21 protein-coding genes are annotated in these 18,389 nt (G+C 66.3%); 8 read left to right on the top strand and 13 right to left on the bottom strand.

All coding sequences use genetic code 11. From position 1 onward, the window contains the following. Positions 1-12: 12 nt before the first annotated feature. Genes HBE63_RS01675 through HBE63_RS01665 form a run of 3 tightly spaced genes read right to left on the bottom strand, consistent with a single transcriptional unit; the run spans position 13 to position 2,350 of the window. Entirely contained in the window at positions 13-771 is a 759-nt protein-coding gene (locus HBE63_RS01675) for an ABC transporter permease (protein ID WP_166902721.1), read from the bottom strand. Further along, a complete protein-coding gene (locus HBE63_RS01670; RefSeq protein ID WP_166902719.1) occupies positions 768-1,481 on the bottom strand; it encodes an ABC transporter permease in 714 nt (237 codons plus the stop codon). Before HBE63_RS01670 ends, HBE63_RS01675 begins: the two co-directional genes overlap by 4 nt. Beyond that, positions 1,478-2,350, bottom strand: coding sequence for an ABC transporter ATP-binding protein (locus tag HBE63_RS01665; RefSeq protein ID WP_166902716.1), 873 nt, complete (start codon positions 2,348-2,350; stop codon positions 1,478-1,480). The genes HBE63_RS01670 and HBE63_RS01665 overlap by 4 nt, the downstream gene beginning before the upstream one ends. Before the next feature lie 138 nt (positions 2,351-2,488). Between HBE63_RS01665 and HBE63_RS01660 the strand changes: the two genes are divergently transcribed. The 4 genes from HBE63_RS01660 to mmsB all read left to right on the top strand — a co-directional run bounded on the left by HBE63_RS01660 (position 2,489) and on the right by mmsB (position 6,710). Further along, positions 2,489-2,947, top strand: a complete 459-nt coding sequence (locus HBE63_RS01660; protein ID WP_208301390.1) for a GbsR/MarR family transcriptional regulator — start codon at positions 2,489-2,491, stop codon at positions 2,945-2,947. Between the two features lie 155 nt (positions 2,948-3,102). After that, positions 3,103-4,623, top strand: coding sequence for a CoA-acylating methylmalonate-semialdehyde dehydrogenase (locus tag HBE63_RS01655; RefSeq protein ID WP_166902714.1), 1,521 nt, complete (start codon positions 3,103-3,105; stop codon positions 4,621-4,623). Positions 4,624-4,681: 58 nt separating this feature from the next. Then, positions 4,682-5,827, top strand: coding sequence for an isobutyryl-CoA dehydrogenase (locus tag HBE63_RS01650; RefSeq protein ID WP_371815071.1), 1,146 nt, complete (start codon positions 4,682-4,684; stop codon positions 5,825-5,827). A gap of 10 nt (positions 5,828-5,837) precedes the next feature. Then, positions 5,838-6,710 (top strand): 3-hydroxyisobutyrate dehydrogenase, encoded by an 873-nt coding sequence (gene mmsB, locus HBE63_RS01645; protein WP_166902712.1) that lies wholly within the window; start codon positions 5,838-5,840, stop codon positions 6,708-6,710. A gap of 89 nt (positions 6,711-6,799) precedes the next feature. On the opposite strand, the gene HBE63_RS01640 is transcribed toward mmsB, so the two are convergent. Further along, positions 6,800-7,597 (bottom strand): HAD family hydrolase, encoded by a 798-nt coding sequence (locus tag HBE63_RS01640; protein ID WP_208301278.1) that lies wholly within the window; start codon positions 7,595-7,597, stop codon positions 6,800-6,802. 115 nt (positions 7,598-7,712) lie between these two features. Between HBE63_RS01640 and HBE63_RS01635 the strand changes: the two genes are divergently transcribed. Together HBE63_RS01635 and HBE63_RS01630 are read left to right on the top strand one after the other, a co-directional pair. Continuing rightward, positions 7,713-8,375, top strand: a complete 663-nt coding sequence (locus tag HBE63_RS01635; RefSeq protein WP_166902710.1) for a response regulator transcription factor — start codon at positions 7,713-7,715, stop codon at positions 8,373-8,375. Continuing rightward, positions 8,372-9,604, top strand: a complete 1,233-nt coding sequence (locus tag HBE63_RS01630; RefSeq protein WP_166902708.1) for a GAF domain-containing sensor histidine kinase — start codon at positions 8,372-8,374, stop codon at positions 9,602-9,604. Before HBE63_RS01635 ends, HBE63_RS01630 begins: the two co-directional genes overlap by 4 nt. A gap of 12 nt (positions 9,605-9,616) precedes the next feature. Here HBE63_RS01630 and HBE63_RS01625 read toward each other — a convergent pair whose 3' ends face one another. Next, positions 9,617-10,198 carry a TetR/AcrR family transcriptional regulator gene (locus HBE63_RS01625; protein ID WP_166902706.1) on the bottom strand — a complete coding sequence of 194 codons (582 nt, stop codon included), beginning with the start codon at positions 10,196-10,198 and terminating at the stop codon, positions 9,617-9,619. Positions 10,199-10,284: 86 nt separating this feature from the next. Between HBE63_RS01625 and HBE63_RS01620 the strand changes: the two genes are divergently transcribed. Continuing rightward, positions 10,285-10,668: a nitroreductase family deazaflavin-dependent oxidoreductase gene (locus HBE63_RS01620; RefSeq protein ID WP_166902704.1), complete on the top strand. Its 384-nt coding sequence runs from the start codon at positions 10,285-10,287 to the stop codon at positions 10,666-10,668. A 5-nt stretch (positions 10,669-10,673) separates the two neighbouring features. Here the strand turns inward: HBE63_RS01620 and HBE63_RS01615 are convergent, their stop codons facing one another. The 6 genes from HBE63_RS01615 to HBE63_RS01590 form a co-directional block, all read right to left on the bottom strand. Continuing rightward, positions 10,674-11,111: a hypothetical protein gene (locus HBE63_RS01615; protein ID WP_166902702.1), complete on the bottom strand. Its 438-nt coding sequence runs from the start codon at positions 11,109-11,111 to the stop codon at positions 10,674-10,676. A 63-nt stretch (positions 11,112-11,174) separates the two neighbouring features. Then, positions 11,175-11,678 (bottom strand): MarR family winged helix-turn-helix transcriptional regulator, encoded by a 504-nt coding sequence (locus HBE63_RS01610; RefSeq protein ID WP_166902700.1) that lies wholly within the window; start codon positions 11,676-11,678, stop codon positions 11,175-11,177. 57 nt (positions 11,679-11,735) lie between these two features. Then, positions 11,736-12,767, bottom strand: coding sequence for a histidinol-phosphate transaminase (locus tag HBE63_RS01605; protein WP_166902699.1), 1,032 nt, complete (start codon positions 12,765-12,767; stop codon positions 11,736-11,738). Continuing rightward, a complete protein-coding gene (locus HBE63_RS01600) occupies positions 12,767-13,804 on the bottom strand; it encodes a 3-oxoacyl-ACP synthase III family protein (protein ID WP_166902697.1) in 1,038 nt (345 codons plus the stop codon). Before HBE63_RS01600 ends, HBE63_RS01605 begins: the two co-directional genes overlap by 1 nt. A gap of 9 nt (positions 13,805-13,813) precedes the next feature. Then, positions 13,814-14,494, bottom strand: a complete 681-nt coding sequence (locus HBE63_RS01595; RefSeq protein WP_166902695.1) for an SRPBCC family protein — start codon at positions 14,492-14,494, stop codon at positions 13,814-13,816. Then, positions 14,475-16,226, bottom strand: coding sequence for a thiamine pyrophosphate-binding protein (locus tag HBE63_RS01590; protein WP_166902693.1), 1,752 nt, complete (start codon positions 16,224-16,226; stop codon positions 14,475-14,477). The genes HBE63_RS01595 and HBE63_RS01590 overlap by 20 nt, the downstream gene beginning before the upstream one ends. Positions 16,227-16,375: 149 nt before the next feature. Here HBE63_RS01590 and HBE63_RS01585 point away from each other — a divergent pair, with 149 nt between their 5' ends. After that, positions 16,376-17,026, top strand: a complete 651-nt coding sequence (locus HBE63_RS01585) for a class I SAM-dependent methyltransferase (RefSeq protein WP_166902691.1) — start codon at positions 16,376-16,378, stop codon at positions 17,024-17,026. An 81-nt stretch (positions 17,027-17,107) separates the two neighbouring features. Here the strand turns inward: HBE63_RS01585 and HBE63_RS01580 are convergent, their stop codons facing one another. After that, on the bottom strand, positions 17,108-17,842 hold the full coding sequence (locus HBE63_RS01580; protein ID WP_166902689.1) for an anti-sigma factor: 735 nt from the start codon (positions 17,840-17,842) through the stop codon (positions 17,108-17,110). Further along, the gene (locus HBE63_RS01575) at positions 17,839-18,366 is read right to left on the bottom strand and encodes a sigma-70 family RNA polymerase sigma factor (RefSeq protein WP_166902687.1); all 528 of its coding nucleotides are present in this window, start codon (positions 18,364-18,366) and stop codon (positions 17,839-17,841) included. The genes HBE63_RS01580 and HBE63_RS01575 overlap by 4 nt, the downstream gene beginning before the upstream one ends. Positions 18,367-18,389 lie beyond the last annotated feature (23 nt).

The following is an 18,389-nucleotide window of genomic DNA, read 5'->3' as shown; positions in this document are numbered from 1 at the left end:
CGAACTCCACCGTCAGCTGCTTTTGGTGAGGAAGCGACGGAACAACGGCCAGGCGATCGCGAGGTTGTAGAATACACCGCCCACCAGATATGGCCACCAGGTCCCATGCGTGCTGGCGACCCAGAACGCCTTGGCCGCCCAATACGGCGGCAGCACACCGAAGGCCAGGTTCCATGGCGAGTCGATGAACCAGGGCAGGCACGGCAGCCCCGCTATCAGCATGCCCAGCGCGCGCAGCATCGCAATGCCCTGAATCTTGTTGCCCGCCAAGGTGACAATGAGCAGCAGCGTCACCACAGCCGACAATCCGGCGACCAACCCGATCGGGATCAGGGCCCCGGCCAGCCCCGGTTCCAGAATCCCGCTGAATGACAGTGTCGCGATCACATAGACCGTGGTGACCACCATGACCGTGCCCGCGCGATACCCGAAGAACGTCGACATCGGGACCGGCGTCACGCGCAGTGCGGCCATGGTGCCGGCGTCGACCTCGTCGAGTATCAGGAACGCGCCCAGTCCCCCGGCGATGATGATGCTGGTCAACAGGAGAAACGCGGTGAGCACCAGCGGGTAATACGGCACGAGGTCGAAGTCGTAACGCTGCGCGAGCATCTCGGTGACCTTGGGCGTCAGGAGAGCCACGCCGCCGGTCCAGATCACAGGTGCGAGCACGACCATCACCAGCAGCGGATCACGGTAGGTGCCACGAATATCGTTGCGGCCGAATGCAGCCAGAGCCCTGCCCGTGCCGGAACCCAGTATTGCAGTCACAGCACACCCGACCTTTCGACGACGTAGCGGCCGAACAGCACGTGGGCGGCCCACCACAGAACGATCAGCGACAGAACGGGATACAGCACCGAATAGAGCAGCAGCCAGTTCGTCAATGCCACCTGGTCGAACGCCACACCCAAGAGCAGCAGCGGCCCCTGGGTCGGCACGAGGTACATCGCCGGGTTGGGCCACAGCCCCGAGTAGTAGATCAGCGGCGGCACCAGCATGATCGCCAGCGGGATGGTGGCGGCGAGAAACCAGTCGGTGACGGAGGCGAACGGTAGCGACGTGATGAACCCGACCAGCAGCATCAGCAGCGTGCCGAGTAGAACTCCGAGAACCAGCGGCACCGGATGGTAGGTGAAGCCGTCGGCGATGGTTGACACCACGATCGCCACGAACAACGAGATGGCCAACAGCACACAGAGTTTGGCTGTCAAATATTCCCAGAACCGCAGCGGGGTGGAGATGATGGCGCCGAGTGTCCGTTCCTGCTTCTCGAAGAACACCGAGCCGCCGATGAAGAAGAACCCGATGATCGCGATGTCACCGGCGAGCACATAGGGTTCCATGACCGGGCGCAGGTCGCGGGGCATCGGCAGCAGCACCGCCAACCAGACGAGACCGGAGAACACACCCGCGTGCAGGAACTTCTGCCGGGCCGCGACGGTCAGTTCCAGCCGGATCGCGGTGATCAGCCGGGTCATGACAACCGCCGCCCGGTGACCTCGACGAAGACGTCGTTGAGGCTGGCTTCGCGACTGTGGATCGTCTCGACGTGGTGATCGCGCAGAATCGCATGGAATCCCGGATCGTCGGCCAAACCGTCCATCCCGTACTCGGAAGTGGCGAGCCCGCCGGGGGTGCGGTACTGCAACCGAACTCGGCGTTGGCTGCGGGCGATTTTGAGTTCGGCCGGGGTGTCGAGCGCGACGATCGCGCCGTCGACGACGAAGGCCACCCGGTCGCACAGTTCGTCAGCGGTGGACATGTCATGGGTGGTCAGGAAGATCGTGCGGCCACGCGCCTTCAGGTCCAGGATGATGTCCTTGACCTTGCGGGCGGTGACGGGGTCGAGCCCCGAGGTGGGCTCATCGAGGAACAGCACCTCTGGGTTGTTGATCAGCGACCGCGCGAACGTCAACCGCATCTGCATTCCCTTGGAGTACTTGGAAACTCGGGCGTTGGCGGCATCGCCCAGACCGACGGCTTCGAGTAGCTCCATCGGGTCGGCTGTCGGGCCGTCGTACAGGGAACCGAAAAACCGGAGGTTCTCCAGGCCGGTGAGCTTGTGATAGTGGTTGGGCAGCTCGAAGGACACACCGACGCGCTGGTAGTAGTCCGGCCCCCAGTCCACCGGGTCGCGGCCCCACACCGTGGCCTGGCCACCATGCCCGCGAAGCAGCCCGATGAGCAGCTTCTGCGTGGTGGATTTCCCGGCACCACTGGGCCCGAGGAACCCGAAAATCTCCCCCTGCGCGACGCTGAAGTCCATGCCACGCACGGCCGGTTCGGCAGCCTTGGGATAGGTGAAGGTCAACCCCCGAACGTCGATGACTTCGGTCGTAGTACGCATCAGTGCCCTTTCCGTGCAGACGAAAACCACATCTCCGACCAGACTTCCCGGAACACCAGCCACGACTGTACTAAACTTTCAGAAATAATTGAAGATCATTCTTGGCAAGGGGGATTCACGGTGCCGAAGTCCACAGATCTGCAGCATGGAGCCGAGCAGTTGGCCTTGGTACTCAGCAGTCACGGCATGCAGCGGATGCCCGCACGCGTGCTCGCCACCCTGCTGTTCTCCGAACAACCCAGCGTCACGATGGCCGAGTTGGCCGACACCCTGCACGCCAGCGCCGGGTCGATCTCGGGTTCGCTGAAGATGCTGACGTCTGTCGGCCTGGCCGAGCGGGTGCCCGCCCCAACAAGCCGGCGCGATCACTTCCGGTTACGTGACGACGCGTGGGCGGTTCTGTTCACCAGCCAGAACGAGACGATCGCGGCCATGCAAGCGGCCGCCGACGCCGGGATCACCGCCACCGACGACAACGGCCCGGCTCACCACCGACTGACTCAGATGCGCGACTTCTACGCGTTTCTGATGGCCGAGATCCCCACCCTGCTGGATCGCTGGCAGCAACAGAAGAGTCAGGGAAGCAAACCGACCTGACGGTAGACGGCCCGAAGATATCGCCGCATCTCGTCGGTATCGGGCGGGTCGGTTGCACAACCCTTGCCAAAGGCTCCGGCCAATTACTAGGATATGCAAGTATCTCGGGTAAGCCCCGAGTTGCCACTACTGCGCACAATCCTGGACGGAACGCCATGACTACACAGATTCCCCACTTCATCAACGGCCAGCGCACCACTGCCGGGTCGACCCGTACCGCCGATGTGCTCAATCCCAGCACCGGCGAGGTGCAGGCGCAGGTGGCCCTGGCCACGGCCGCCGATGTCGACACCGCCGTCGCCGGCGCCGTCGAGGCCCAGAAAGAATGGGCTGCCTACAACCCGCAGCGTCGCGCCCGGGTGCTGATGAAGTTCATCGAACTGGTGAATCAGAACGCCGATGAACTGGCCGAGCTGCTCTCCATCGAACACGGCAAGACCGTCGCCGACTCGCTCGGCGACATCCAGCGCGGCATCGAGGTCATCGAGTTCGCGGTCGGCGTCCCCCACCTGCTCAAGGGCGAGTTCACCGAGGGCGCAGGCACCGGCATCGATGTGTACTCGATCCGCCAGCCCCTGGGCGTGGTCGCCGGCATCACCCCGTTCAACTTCCCGGCGATGATCCCGCTGTGGAAGGCCGGCCCGGCGCTGGCTTGTGGAAATGCACTGATCCTCAAGCCTTCCGAGCGGGATCCCTCGGTTCCGCTGCGGCTGGCCGAGCTGTTCATCGAGGCCGGACTGCCCCCGGGCGTGCTGCAGGTGGTCAACGGCGACAAGGAGTCCGTCGACGCCATCATCGAGCATCCGGACATCAAGGCCATTGGCTTCGTCGGCAGCTCGGACATCGCGCAGTACATCTATTCGGGTGCGGCGGCCAACGGCAAGCGGGCGCAGTGCTTCGGTGGCGCCAAGAACCACATGATCGTGATGCCTGACGCCGATCTGGACCAGGCCGTCGACGCGCTCATCGGCGCCGGCTACGGCAGCGCCGGCGAGCGCTGCATGGCGATCAGCGTTGCGGTCCCGGTCGGCGAGGAAACCGCGAACCGACTGCGCAACAGGCTGGTCGAGCGCATCAACGAGCTGCGGGTCGGGCATAGCCTGGACCCCAAAGCCGACTACGGCCCGATGGTCACCGGCGCCGCCCTCGAACGCGCCAAGAGCTACATCGCCCAGGGAGTGGAGTCTGGTGCCGAACTCGTGGTCGACGGCCGTGAACGCGCCGCCAACGATCTGACCTTCGGTGACGCCGACCTCTCCAAGGGCTACTTCATCGGACCCACCCTGTTCGACCATGTCACCTCCGACATGTCGATCTACACCGACGAGATCTTCGGCCCGGTGCTGTGCATCGTGCGCGCGCATGACTACGAGGAGGCCCTCCGGCTGCCGTCGGAACACGAGTACGGCAACGGCGTGGCGGTGTTCACCCGTGACGGCGACACCGCGCGTGACTTCGTCTCGCGGGTCCAGGTCGGCATGGTGGGCGTCAACGTGCCGATCCCGGTTCCGGTGTCCTACCACAGCTTCGGCGGCTGGAAGCGGTCCGGCTTCGGCGACCTGAACCAGTATGGGACGGCGTCGATCCAGTTCTACACCAAGGTCAAGACCGTCACCGAGCGGTGGCCCTCTGGCATCAAGGACGGCGCCGAGTTCGTCATCCCGACGTTCAAGTAGCTGACGATCGCTGGCACGAGGAGAAGAACAGACGGTGAACGTGCACGACCCGTACAGCCTGAGCGAGGACGACCGTGTCATCACCGACACGGCGGCTGCGTTCGCCGAAAAACGCATCGCGCCATACGCGTTGGAATGGGACGAGACCCATCACTTCCCCACCGACGTACTGCGCGAGGCGGCCGAACTCGGCATGGGCGCCATCTACTGCGGTGAGGACGCCGGTGGCAGCGGGCTGCGCCGACTGGATGCAGTGCGCATCTTCGAACAGCTCGCCGCCGCTGACCCGACCCTGGCGGCGTTCCTGTCCATCCACAACATGTGCACGTGGATGGTGGACAGCTTCGGCACCGAGGAGCAACGCAAGACCTGGGTGCCGAGGCTGGCCTCGATGGAAGCCATCGCCAGCTACTGCCTGACCGAACCGGGTGCCGGTTCGGACGCGGCCGCATTGCGGACCAGGGCAGTGCGCGATGGTGACGACTGGGTGCTCGACGGCGTCAAACAGTTCATCTCCGGGGCCGGCAGCTCCGATGTGTATGTAGTGATGGCCAGAACCGGCGCCGAAGGCCCGAAGGGCATCTCGGCGTTCGTGGTCGAAAAGGATGCTCCGGGGCTGAGTTTCGGTGCGCAGGAACAGAAGATGGGCTGGAACGCCCAGCCCACCGCCCAGGTGATCTTCGAGGGGGTTCGGGTTCCGGCCGAGGCCCTGCTCGGTGGCACCGAGGGCACCGGGTTCGGGATCGCGATGAACGGTCTGAACGGCGGGCGGATCAATATCGCCGCCTGCTCGCTGGGCGGCGCGCAGGCCGCCTACGACAAGACGCTGAGCTACCTGGCCGACCGCAAGGCCTTCGGCGGTGCCCTGCTCGACGAGCCGACCATTCGGTTCACGCTCGCCGACATGGCCACAGGCCTGGAGACGTCCCGAAACATGTTGTGGCGAGCGGCGTCTGCACTGGACGCCAACCACCCCGACAAGGTGACGTTGTGCGCGATGGCCAAGCGGTATGTCACCGACACCTGCTATGACATTGCCGATCAGGCACTGCAGTTGCACGGCGGCTACGGCTATCTGCGTGAGTACGGTCTGGAGAAAATCGTCCGGGATCTGCGGGTGCACCGCATCCTTGAGGGCACCAACGAAATCATGCGCGTGGTGATCGGTCGAGCGGAATCGACTCGGACCCGCGCCACCGGATAGGGAGACTTGAGTGAGCACGATCGCGTTCTTGGGGCTGGGCCACATGGGCGGGCCGATGGCCGCCAACCTGGTGACGGCCGGGCACACCGTGCGCGGCTTCGACCCGGTTCCCGCCGCGCAGGAGGCGGCAAAGGCCCACGGCGTCAACATGTTCGATACCGGCGGCGAGGCGGTCACCGGTGCCGACGTGGTGATCACCATGCTGCCCAACGGCGCGTTGGTGAAGAGCTGTTACGCCGAGGTGCTGCCCGCGGCCGCCGCGGGGGCCCTGTTCATCGACAGCTCGACGATCTCGGTCGACGACGCCCGTGAGGTGCACAAGGTCGCCCTCGAGCACGGCTTCGCCCAGCTCGACGCCCCGGTGTCCGGTGGGGTCAAGGGCGCGGTGGCCGGCACGCTGGCGTTCATGGTCGGCGGTGAAGACGAAGCGGTCGAGCGTGGCCGCGCCGTGCTGGAACCCATGGCGGGCAAGATCATTCACTGCGGCACCACCGGTGCCGGCCAGGCCGCCAAGGTGTGCAACAACATGGTGCTGGCCGTGCAGCAGATCGCCGTCGGCGAGGCGTTCGTGCTGGCCGAGCATCTCGGCCTGGACAAGCAGGCACTGTTCGACGTGATCACCGGCGCGACCGGCAATTGCTGGGCCGTTCACACGAATTGCCCGGTGCCCGGCCCGGTTCCGACCTCCCCGGCCAACAACGATTTCAAGCCGGGGTTCGCCACCGCGCTGATGAACAAGGACCTCGGCCTGGCGATGGCGGCGGTGGAATCCACCGGGTCGTCGGCCCCGCTGGGCACGCATGCGGCCGAGATCTACGCGAAATTCGCTGAGTCGAATGCGGGCAAGGACTTCAGCGCGGTCATCGAGACGCTGCGCGACTGATTCCTCCTCGCGTTTGTAACCGGGTGGCGGCGAAATTCGCGTTTGGCCGCCACCAGGTTACGAACGCGGCGGCGGACAGCGCGAAAAATCTACGCAGCCGAAGGACTGCGCTGCGCCCACCACTGAGTGTGCAGGCGCTGACATGCCGGCAAGCGCAGCGCATCGGCGCCGGCGAAGTCGGGCCGCACCGCGACCGCATCGGGTGAAACCGCACCGGCGTCGGGGTCGATCAACACGCCGGCCATCCCGGCGGTGTTGGCGGCACGCAGGCCCGCGGCCGAGCCCACCATGGCCAATGCGTCGTGGCCTGCCACGCCCAGCTCGGCCATGGCGTGCCGGTACAGCTCGGCTCCGGGTGCGCTCACGTCATCGGTGGTGACGACGGTTTCCACCAGGCCCTCCCCGACCAGCTGGCGCACCAGGGGTTCGGCCCAGCGCCGACGACCTGCGGCTACCACCCCGACCGGCAGCCCGGCCAGGAACGCGTCGTTCATCAGATCCTCCAGACCCGGCCGCGGCGTCAGGCCGGCGTCGAGGATCATCTCGTCGAACATCATGTCCTTGGTCATGCAGATCTCATCGGCGAGCACTTCGGTGAGCACATCGCAGTCGGGCCCCACGCACCGCTTGCGCAGCTCAGCGGTGACCCGCTGGCGCTCGTCGTGCAGCGCGAGCAGCTGCTGATAACGCGCAACACCCCATTCGATGGGCAGACCGTGCGCGGCGAAGGCCGCGTTGAAGACGACGCGATGGCCGTCGAGGTCGATATCCGACAGCGCATCGAGGTCCAGGATCACCGCACGCAGCGGATGGGCGCTCATATCAGGCTGCGAACAGTCCCACCAGAACCGCCCGGCCCGCCATGACTTCTCTTGTGTTGACGTCACCCCATGATAGTGGCCCACGTCACATCGGTCGCGCGTCCCCCCTACGGGGGATTGAGGGAGTTGGTGTTCATCTGCCCTGCCCTCGTAATGCCGGAACCACCCTTAGGGTGATGCCATGGCGCCCTCCAATCCAGTGCGCCTTGTGCTGGTCGACGATCACGAAATGGTCATCGAGGGTCTCAAGGCCATGCTCGCTGCGTTCAACGACCGGGTCGAGGTGGTCGGCCAGGCCGTGGGCGCCGAGCGGGCCCTGAGCGTCATCGAGACACTGGACCCCGACATCGTGCTGTGTGACGTGCGCATGGAGGGCTCCAGCGGGCTCGATCTGTGCCGGGTGCTGCGGGAACGCGATCCGGGCCGCAAGGTGGTCATGCTGTCGGTCTACGACGATGAGCAATACCTGTTCCAGGCGCTACGGGTGGGTGCGTCCGGGTATCTGCTCAAGAGCATCAGCAGTGACGAGCTGGTACGTCAGCTCGAATTCGCCCACAGCGGGCAGACCGCGATCGATCCGGGGATGGCGGCACGGGCAGCTGGTACCGCCGCCCGCCTGCAACGCGACGAGTTCTGGCCCGGTGTCAGGCAGGGCCTGACCCAGCGCGAGAGCGAGATCTTGTCCTTTGTGGTCGCGGGCCTGTCCAACCGCGGGATCGCCAACAAACTGGTGATCGGCGAGGAGACCGTGAAGACCCACCTGCGCGCCATCTACCGCAAGCTGGGGGTCAGTGACCGGGCCGGCGCGGTGGCCACCGCACTGCGGGAGGGCATCTATCAATGAGTGCAAAGCCAGAGAAGCCGGAGCGCGACTGGACCCCCGAGCCGGGCCCCATCGAGCTGACCGCCGAAGGGGAACTGGCGCTGTTGCGTGAGCTCATCCGCGCTGCGTCGAGTGGCCCGGGCGTGGAGCCGTTGGCCGCTGCGGCGGCCCGGATGATCACTGCGTCGACCGCCACCGATGTGTGCTTCGTGCACGTGCTCGACGATTCTGAGCGAGCCCTCACGCTGGCCGGGGCCACCCCTCCGTTCGACGCCGAGATCGGCAAGATCCGGCTCCCGCTCGGGCAGGGCATCTCGGGTTGGGTGGCCAGCCACCGTCAGCCCGTGGTGATCAGCCACGACAAGGAATCCGATCCCCGCTACATGCCCTTCGAGTCGCTGCGCGGGCGTGACTTCACCTCGATGGTGTCGGTCCCGATGGAGACCGGGCCGGGCGGGCTGGTCGGGGTGCTCAACGTGCATACCGTGGACCGCCGTGAATTCACACCGCGCGACGTGGAGTTGCTGTTGGTGATCGGCCGGCTCATCGCCGGTGCGTTGCACCAGGCCCGCCTGCACCGCCAGCTGGTGGCGCGCGAACGGGCGCACGAGAATTTCGTCGAGCAGGTGATCCAGGCTCAGGAGATCGAGCGGCGCCGGTTGGCCGGTGACATTCACGACGGCATCTCGCAGCGGTTGGTGACGCTGTCGTACCGGCTCGACGCCGCGGCCCGCGCGGTCGACCCGCAGGCGGTGGCCGAACAGCTGGCGGCCGCACGCGAACTGGTCGCGATGACGCTGCAGGAGGCCAGGGCCGCGATCAGCGGGCTGCGCCCGCCGGTGCTCGACGATCTCGGCCTGTCGGGCGGGCTGGCCAGCCTGGCCCGCTCGATCCCGCGGATCCCGATCGACGTCGACCTCGCCGAGACCCGGGTGCCAGACCACATCGAGCTGGCGCTGTACCGCATCGCGCAGGAATGCCTGCAGAACGTGGTCAAACACGCCGAGGCGGACCGGGCCCGGCTCACCTTCTCGGTTGACGACGGTGTGGCCCGGCTCGAAATCGTCGATGACGGAAAGGGATTCGACACCTTCGAGCATCCGTTGGGCAGTGACGAGATGGGCGGCTACGGGTTGTTGTCGATGGCCGAGCGGGCCGAGATCGTCGGCGGCCGGCTGCACATCCGGTCGAGGCCGGGCGCCGGCACCACGGTGACCGCATCCATCCCGTTGCCGTCCGCGATCACATAGGAGGCCGAGTCCTCAGCTTCCCTGGAGGTGGGCCCGGACCGCCGGCACGGCGCGGGCGATCAGCTCCTCGGTCGATTGCGATGCGATCGGCTCGATTCGCAGGATGTGGCGCAGATAGGCGATGCCCAACAGTTGGCCCATGGCCAGGTCCACCCGCAGTTCGGCGTCGGCGCCGCCCAGGGCGCTGGCGATCTGCGGGTACAGCCGTTGCTCGATGAACTGACGGACCAGGGCCGCAGATTCCTCATGGGTGGCCGCGCCGCGCAGGATCGCCAACAGGGGCGCGCGGGTGTCGGGATGTTCCCAGAACTCGAAGAAGGCCTCGGTCAGTCGTTCGGCCAGGCCGGCAGGTCCGTCGTCGAACAGCCGTCCGCTGAACTGTTCGGGGTCGAACGGCCAGCCGACAGCGGCGCGGAACAGGTCGGCCTTACTGCCGAAGTAGTGCCGGATCAGGGCCGGGTCCACCCCCGCTGCCGCCGCGACGTCGCGCAGTGAGGTCTTGTCGTAGCCCCCCTCGGCGAACATCCGCCGCGCGGTGGCCACCAGCTCATCGCGGGTTCCGGGTTGTCCCGGGCGTCGTCCACGTGGCGGCATAGTTCCAGAATTCTACAGTCGTTGACTTCCTGCCGGGACCGGGATTACGCTCGGAATCATTAATTCCACAAATGAGGAGTTATCCGATGCCCGCTCCGCGATGGGTCGCACATGCCAACAAAGTCGGCCTGAACAAGCTCACCCGGTTCATCGCCCCATGGGCGCCGGGATGGGCGGTGGTCATCCACCGGGGCCGCAAGTCCGGCCGGACTTTCCGGACGCCGTTGTGGGCGTTCCGGCGACAGCACGGCTACGTCATCGCCCTGACCTATGGCTCACAGGCCGACTGGGTGCGCAATGTGCTGGCCGCCGGCGGGTGCGAACTGGAAGCGCGGCGCCGTACCTACCGGCTGACCGCGCCCGAGGTGTACCGCGACGACAAGGCCAAGGACATGCCCGCGTTCATCCGCTTCATGCTGCGCCGGGTGATCAAGGCGCCGGAGTTCCTCAGCCTCCAGTTCGCGGACTAGCTGGATTAACCGCCGAGTTTCCCGGCCAGTTCGGGGCACTCGTACTTGAGTGCCACATTCACGATCGTCATGAGCGCGTCGGGTGGGAGCTTGCTGCCCATCTGGGTCAGCACGTTGACGACATCCTGCTTGGACTTGTTGAAGCTGCCGCCGCCCATGATGCAGGCCATCATCAACTGATCCCCGATGGCATTGTCCGAACCCTGGATGCCCGCGGCGCGGACCTCGGCGAACGCTTCCGGCGGCAACCCCGCCGAACCACGCGGTGACCCGGCAGTCGGTTTGGGGCTCTTGGCGGGAGTTCGCTTGGGCGCCTTGGACGTCGCCGTGAACGGCGTGACGTCATCGGGGGCGGTGGCCACCCCGGTGGTCGTGGTACTGCAGGCAGCCATCAACACGACAGCGACGGCGCCGAGCGCCGCGCCCACCCGCTTGGCGTTCATCCGCACTCCCCTCAATTGCGTTCAACGGTAGTGGGGGTCAGGCGCGTGGGCCAGAAACCGGCGTCAGAAATCACCAGAGTGTCGGCGCAGGGTCTCGATCGACGCGACCAGAGCTCGTGACTGCTCCTCCGACATCCCGACGTCGGCGAACACCTGCTCGTTCAAGGTCACCGTGGCGTCTTCGACCGTCGATCGCCCGAGTTCGGTGATGCGCACCAGCGTGGTGCGCCCATCGGTGGGGTGCGGGACGCGTTCCACCAGGCCGTTGGCTTCCAGACGCCGGATTGCGTGCGTGACGCTGGTGACGTGCACCTGAAGGCGATCCGAAGCCTTGGTGATCGGCAGCGCGCCGGCACGGCTGAAGGACAGCAAGCGCAGCAGTTCGAACCGCGAGAAGCTCAGGTCGTATGGCCGCAACGCGGTCTCCACCCGGGCCAGCAGGATCTGATGGGCCCGCATCACCGACGTCACCGCGACCATGCCGCCGGCCACCTCACCCCATCCGGCGGCCTCCCAGTTCGCGCGGGCCTGCGCAATCGGGTCACGCTTGTCTGGTGGCGAGGTCACGCCTCTTCTTACCGCATCACCACGCACGCCCCGCGCATTCTCCGGGCAATCTGTGGTTCAGGCGGCAGCCGTCACCGCACTCAACACTGCCCGGGTGGACTGCCGTGATCCGATGGTCATCCGCACGCCGCCGTCGGTGTAGTGACGCAATTGCAGTCCGGTACCGTCGAACACCTCCGGCCACGGCCTGTTCCGGCCGGGCAGGAACAGAAAGTTGGCCTGCCCGTCGGCGCTGTAGACGCCGAGCGCCCGCAACCGCATCTGCAGATAGCGCCTTTCCGAGGCGATCATCCGGATACGCTGGCGCAGTTGACTTTCCGCAGCGTAGGAAGCCGCGACCGCCACCTGGGCGCTGAGCCCGATCCCGAACGGCAACTGCATCCGCCACAGCTCGTGTGCGAGATCGGGGGCGCAGAACCCATAGCCGATCCGCAGCCCGGCCAGGCCGTAGGCCTTCGAAAAGGTGCGCACCACCACGACATTGCCGAACCGGGCGACCAGGCTCGGTCCGTCGATGCGCTGCGCGGCGGCCAGGAACTCCACGTACGCCTCATCCAGCAGAACGACGGTGTCCGCGGGTAGCCGGGTCAGGAATCGCTCGATCTCGACGGCCGGTTCGATGGTGCCCGTCGGGTTGTGCGGCCGGCAGACCGCCACCACCCTGGCTTGGCTCGCGGCCTCGGCCATCGCGTCGAGATCGTGCCGGCCGTGTTCGTCGAGCGGAACGGTGACCGTCCGCAACCGTGCCATCTGGGCGAAGATCGGATAGCCGTCGAAGGTGGGTGTCGCCATCAGCATGGTGTCGCCGGGACTGGTCACCGCATGCAGCACCTGCATGATGACCCCGGTCGCACCGGCACCGACGATCACCTGCTCCTCGGCGATCCCGTCGTGATCGGCGATCAGCGAACGCAACCGCTGCGGCAGGAACTCCGGATACCGGTTGGCGGCCTCATCGCACGCCCGCAATGCCGAACGCACCGCGGGCAATGGCGGAAAAGGGCATTCGTTGAGCGACAGCGCCAACGGGTTGACCGCCTGCGGCAGCGCGCCGACGGCGTCGAGCAGGGCCGTACGCGGGGCCACCATCACACGTTCCTCGAGTCGTCGCGGCCGCCCCACCGCACGGCGGCGGCCCCGGCGAAGTCACCGGCGTGGGCGAAGGCGGCCATCAGCACGGTGTCGCCGGCCTTCACCCGCCCGTCGGTGACGGCCCAGTCGAGATTAACGGGAATGCCTGCGGCGAAAAGGTTTCCGCAGTCGTCAAAAGTGTCGAGGTGGCGCTCGGGCGGCAACTCCAATGCCTCACGCCAGTTGCGCAGGAACACGCGGTTGGGCTGATTGGTCACCAACAGGTCGATGTCCTTGGGCTGCACCCCAATCCGGTCGCAGACGGCATAGCACACCTCGGGAACCTGTCGGTTGCCCCGGGCCAGCACCTTGGTGATCTTGCTCTCGGTGAACCCGATGCTGGCCTCCCCCGGGCCGGCCTGCCACCATTTGCGCGGCGGGTCCATGACGACTGTCATATCCCCGGCGTACTCCCCGTAGGTGCGGCATTCGATGTCGAGGATCGGTGACTGGTCGGACAGCGTCACCACCCCGACCGCGGCCCCGTCGCCGGGGACCGCCGCCTGCGCCTTACGCCGGATGGTCTCCTGATCGAACACCTGGCCTGCGGAGTTCTGGGCGATGGCGATCACCGCGGTCCGGCCCTCCCCCGAATTCAACAGGGTGCGGGCTACTTTGAGCCCCAGCACGAACGCGGCACAGCCGCCGTTGTGCAGGTCGATCACCCAGTTGGGCTTCATGCCCAGCCGGTGCGCCATGCCGCCGCCGCCACCGTAGAACGGCATGTCGGGCAGCTGGGTGTGGGTGATCAACACATCGGCACCCGTGATGACGTCGGCACCGTGCCGTTCGATCAACCCGGCGGCGGCGCGCTCCACCATGTCGATCGCGGTTTCGTCGGGCCCGACGTGATGACGGAACCGCGGCGCCCGGAACATCACATTCTCGGCCAGCTCGTCGGTTTCGGCGAACCCCGCGTAGTAGTCGGCACTGATCGGGTCACCGGGCAGGTACGTCGACACATCGATGAGGCTGATGGGGGTTTTCTCGGTCATCACCGGACCTCACTTCATCCAGGCCGGGGTGATCGGCAGGCCGTTGCGGTGCCGGTATTCGGCGATTGCCTTGAGGTTTCGCAATTCCAACAGGTGGCCGGGACCGAACATGTCCCAGAAGTCCCCCACCCAGACCGGTCGCGCCGGGGGCGCGGTCCCCGGGTAGGGGTTCTCGTCGTAGAACGGGTGATGGCAATTCGTCCACAGCACAACCGAACCCGGCTTGTCGAAGACCACCTGTGCGTCGACGATGCGCATCAGATAGATCATCCACAGGTGCTTGCCCTGGTCCCAGGCGCAGTGATAGTCGACGGTCAGGGCGTCACGGTTCGCCACGGTACGGGTGTAGATCGCGCTTCCCGGCCCCGACGGCCCGGCGCCGAGCCGGTCATGCGCCAGCCACAGCCCGGGCTGCTCCGTCGGGGTGAATCCACGCAGGCTGTAGGTCCACTCCTCCAGGCAGCGGGTGTCGGACAGGTAGTCGAACAACTCGTCGGGTGGGCACTCGATGTAGTCGTTGACCGTGCAGTACTGACCGAACACCTGGTCGTGCGGGTAGACCGACCGCATCATGTCCATGATGATCGGAGTGGCCTGCTCCTTGGGCGAGGTCTCGATCCGGATGAGGCCGTCCATCGGGGTACGGGTGCCCCGGTGAACCGTGATGTCTTCAAGCGCGGGCAGCGACATGAGATCTGTTCTCCTCTGCATTGGAAGGGGCGCTCTCGGTGGCGAGAAACGCTGCGAAAGGCGGTATTTCGTCGGCCGAACATTCGATGCTGAGCACCGAAGGTCCGTCGTTGTCCAGGGCCATGCCCAGCGCTTGGGACAGTTGGCGGACGTCGGTGACGTCGTAGGCGGTGAGACCCGGAAACATCGCAGCCAGACCGGTACCGAGTCGGCTCGGACCGAACCTGTTGTATGAGTAACGGTCCTCATAGAACAGCTGCTCGCGGGTGACGCACATGGCGTGTGCATGATTGTCGAACAGTACGAAGGTGATCGGCAGCCGGTACTGCATGGCTGTGTGAATCTCCATGCCGTGCATGAAGAATGAGCCGTCACCGGCAATCACCACGGTGCGCCGGGCGGCGCCCGCCGCGGCCCGGTGAAACGTCATCCCGATCCCTGCGCCGAAGCTGTAGCCCATGCCGCCCATGCCGAGCGCCACCATGAAGCGTCCGTCACGCCGGGCGGGCAGGTAGTGGATCGCCGAGGCTCCCACGTTGCCGGCGTCGACGACGATGTCGGTGCCGTCGGTGAGGGCCGCGTCGAGAGCCGCCATCGCGTCGCGGTACCGGATTCCCGGACCGTGATAGGCGGGCGGCCTCAGTTCGGTGCGCGGCACCAGATCCGGCACGCGCACCTGGACCGGCCGGCCTGGACCTGACAGCGCCCGGGCCAGGTGCGTCAGCGACTGGCGCAGGTCGTCGGAGTGGACGTGCGTGCACGCCGGGTATGGCACCTGCGAGCCGATCGAGTAGGTCGCCACCTTGCCCAGTACCTCGTCGAGACCCGCCCGCGCAGTCACCGTCATGCGGGTTCCGACCAGCAGGCACATCGCGCTCTGAGCTGCGGCAACGGACACCCCGGGGTGACCCATCACACCGGCCACCCCCAACGCGGAGGACGAGCCGAGTCCCGGGGTACCCGCCACGTCTTTGGCGTCGGGCACCGTGGCCACCTGCGCACGCAGCGTGGCCCGCAGACGTTCCAGTTCGGCGCGGGCGTCGTCGCGGGCGACCTGCTCACCGGCGATGATCGTGATCGGGCGGTCCACGCGGCGCAGTGCCTGCTCGAGCCCGGCAAGATCGGGATGGCGCCGCGCCTCTGGCCCGGACCCGTTGCCCCCGGCCCGCCGGTTACCACGGCCATCGGTCACGCGGGCTTCCGCCAGTTCCGCCTGCTGAATATTCTTGGGCAGCAACAACACCGCGGGTCCACCGGTGCGTGCGGCGGCCAACGCATCCGGAAGCGCGGTGAGGATGTCGGCGGGCGTGAGCACCCTGCGGCAGTACACCGAGACCGCCGAGAAAAGGGCATGCGCGTCCAGGCTCCCGTTGTCCCCGCTGGTGTCCTGGAAGGCGCCGCGGCCGTCGAGTGTTGTCGGTGCCTGGCCGATCAGGGCCAGCACCGGAACGCGACTGGCCAGCGATTCGGCCAGGCCGGGCACGGTATTCAGGCAGCCGCCACCAGAGGTCGCCGCCACCACGCCGATCCCGGCGCCGCTGCGGCTGTATCCATCTGCCATTGTGGCAGCGGAGAATTCGTGTTTCGCCAGCACCGCGGTGATGTCGTCACGGAAGTACGCCGCGTCGTAGACGTCCTCGATGTTGGCACCGTCCACGCCGAAGATGTGCGAGATCCCCTTCGCCGCCAGACAGCCGACGATGTGGTCCACCACCCTGTGCGCCTTGACCATGTGTCACCTACTTCCGTGCGCTGCCAGTGACACGACCGGTGGCGAGGTTCGGTTCAATCAACCCGCCGAAACCGCATTCCGGCAGGAGAAGTGCGAGTACCCACCTGCCGGAATGCGGTTTCGGCGCCGAACTGGGCATAGTGGAGGGCATGGATTGGGACGACGCCTATCGTCAGGAAACGCCACCGCCGTGGAGCATCGGCACCCCGCAGCCCGAGCTTGCCCGACTCATCGAGGAAGGCAAGGTGCACGGCGAGGTTCTCGACTCCGGGTGCGGGCATGCCGCACTCTCGCTGACACTGGCGGAGCAGGGCTACACCGTTGTCGGGCTGGATGCCAGCCCGACGGCGATCGCAGCGGCGGCCGCCAGCGCAGCCCAACGTGGTTTGACCACAGCGAGTTTCGCGCAGGCCGACATGACCGCCTTCACCGGTTACGACGGCAGGTTCAACACCGTGCTCGACAGCGGCCTGCTACACGCGCTACCGATCGACGGACGCGAGGCCTACATACAGGCCATCCACCGGGCATCGGCACCGGATGCACGGCTCTACATCCTGGCCTTTGCGACAAGGCCTTTCGCCGATGGCGCTACCGGACCCAACGGCTTCACCGCCGAGGAATTGCGCGACACCGTCGCCACGCATTGGACCGTGGACGACGTCCGCCCGGCCAAGCTGTACGGCAACGACACCGGCGGTCCGGCATCAGCGCCCGGAGTCGAGCGCGACGGTGCCGGCCACCTCGTGATGTCCGGCTTCCTGCTGAGCGCCCACAAAGATGCCGGTCACGCGGACTAACTTCGCCGAAACCGCATTCCAGCCGGAGAAGTGCGAGTAGTCATCTGCCGGAATGCGGTTTCGGCGAAGAAGTGACGGGACTCAGAGCTGCTTCTCGAGCAGCACCTTGCCTTCGGGGGACGTAACCAGTTGCACCGCAGCGATATCCGCCATCGGCATCTGGGTGTTGCCGCTGGGCAGCGCGGTGGCGCCGGACAACCCGAGCCATGTCGCGACCTCGTTGCGACTGCCGTCCCGGCCGATCACCACCATGCCGAGGTTCTGCGGGGGTGCGTCCTGTTTGCCCCAGCTCCCGTAGCTGCAGGCCATGTCGATGCGGGTACCCCAGGAGTAACCGGTCATCGCGATGCTGGCGTTGATCGGCGTATCGGACATCTTCGACATCGCCAGCATCTGCGCGCTCTCCTGCTCGGAGCCGCTGTGCAGGCCGAACACCTCGGGGCGAACGCCGACCACCACACCCAGCGCCAGCAGGGCAGCGGCCACGCCCACGGCGGCCGTGGTCACCCAGCGCGAACGACGCCGGCCCCAGCTGACCCTGGCCAGCACGGACTGCAGCACCTCGGGCCGCAGCGGCGGATCGGGCTGTTCGGATTCGAGCGCAAGCACGTCGTCGAGCTCGAGCATGGCCAGCAGAGCGGGCATACCGGTCAACTCGGCCACCGCGGAACGGCACTGCGCACAGCCCTCCAGATGAGCCTCGTACTCGCGTCGCTCGCTGCTTTCCAACGAACCCAGCACATAGGCCGCATCCCAGGTCCGGTACTTGTCGAGCGCAGGCGGATCAGGAACGTGCGGCACACCGAACTGTGTCATCGTGTCACCCCCATCTCCTGCAAATTCAGTCTCAACGCACGTACCGCATAGTGCAGCCGTGATTTCACGGTGCCCTCGGGTATGTGCAGATCATCGGCGATCTGCCCGGTGGTCCAGCCCTGGTAGTACGCCCGGCGGACCACTGCCCGGTGTTCGTCGGAAAGTTGGCTCAATGCCGTGCTCAGGAGGATTCGATCCAACGCGTTGTCCACTTGGTCGGGGGTGATGGCAGCCTTGGAATGATCTGCCACCTGTTCGGGGTCGGAGACCCCGGTTTCGTTCCGAAAACGGGCACTCCGGCGTTCATCAATGATCATGTTTCGCGCCACCGTAAACAACCATGCCCGTGCCGATCGGTCGGTGTCGGCGGTCACGTCAGGATGACGCCATGCACGCAGCAGCGTTTCCTGCACCACGTCCTCGGCCCGGGCACGGTCACCCGTGAGTCGCAGGGCGTAGCGCCATAGAGCGGCAGCATGCTCGTCGTAGAGCACCCGCATCATGGCGGCCTCCGGATCATCCACTTCTGTACCTCCGTCTGTGATAC

It is taken from the genome of Mycobacterium sp. DL440 (assembly GCF_011745145.1).
Lineage (GTDB): Bacteria > Actinomycetota > Actinomycetes > Mycobacteriales > Mycobacteriaceae > Mycobacterium.
Note: the sequence above shows the minus strand (reverse complement) of the source record. Positions and strands in the feature narration are given on the sequence as shown.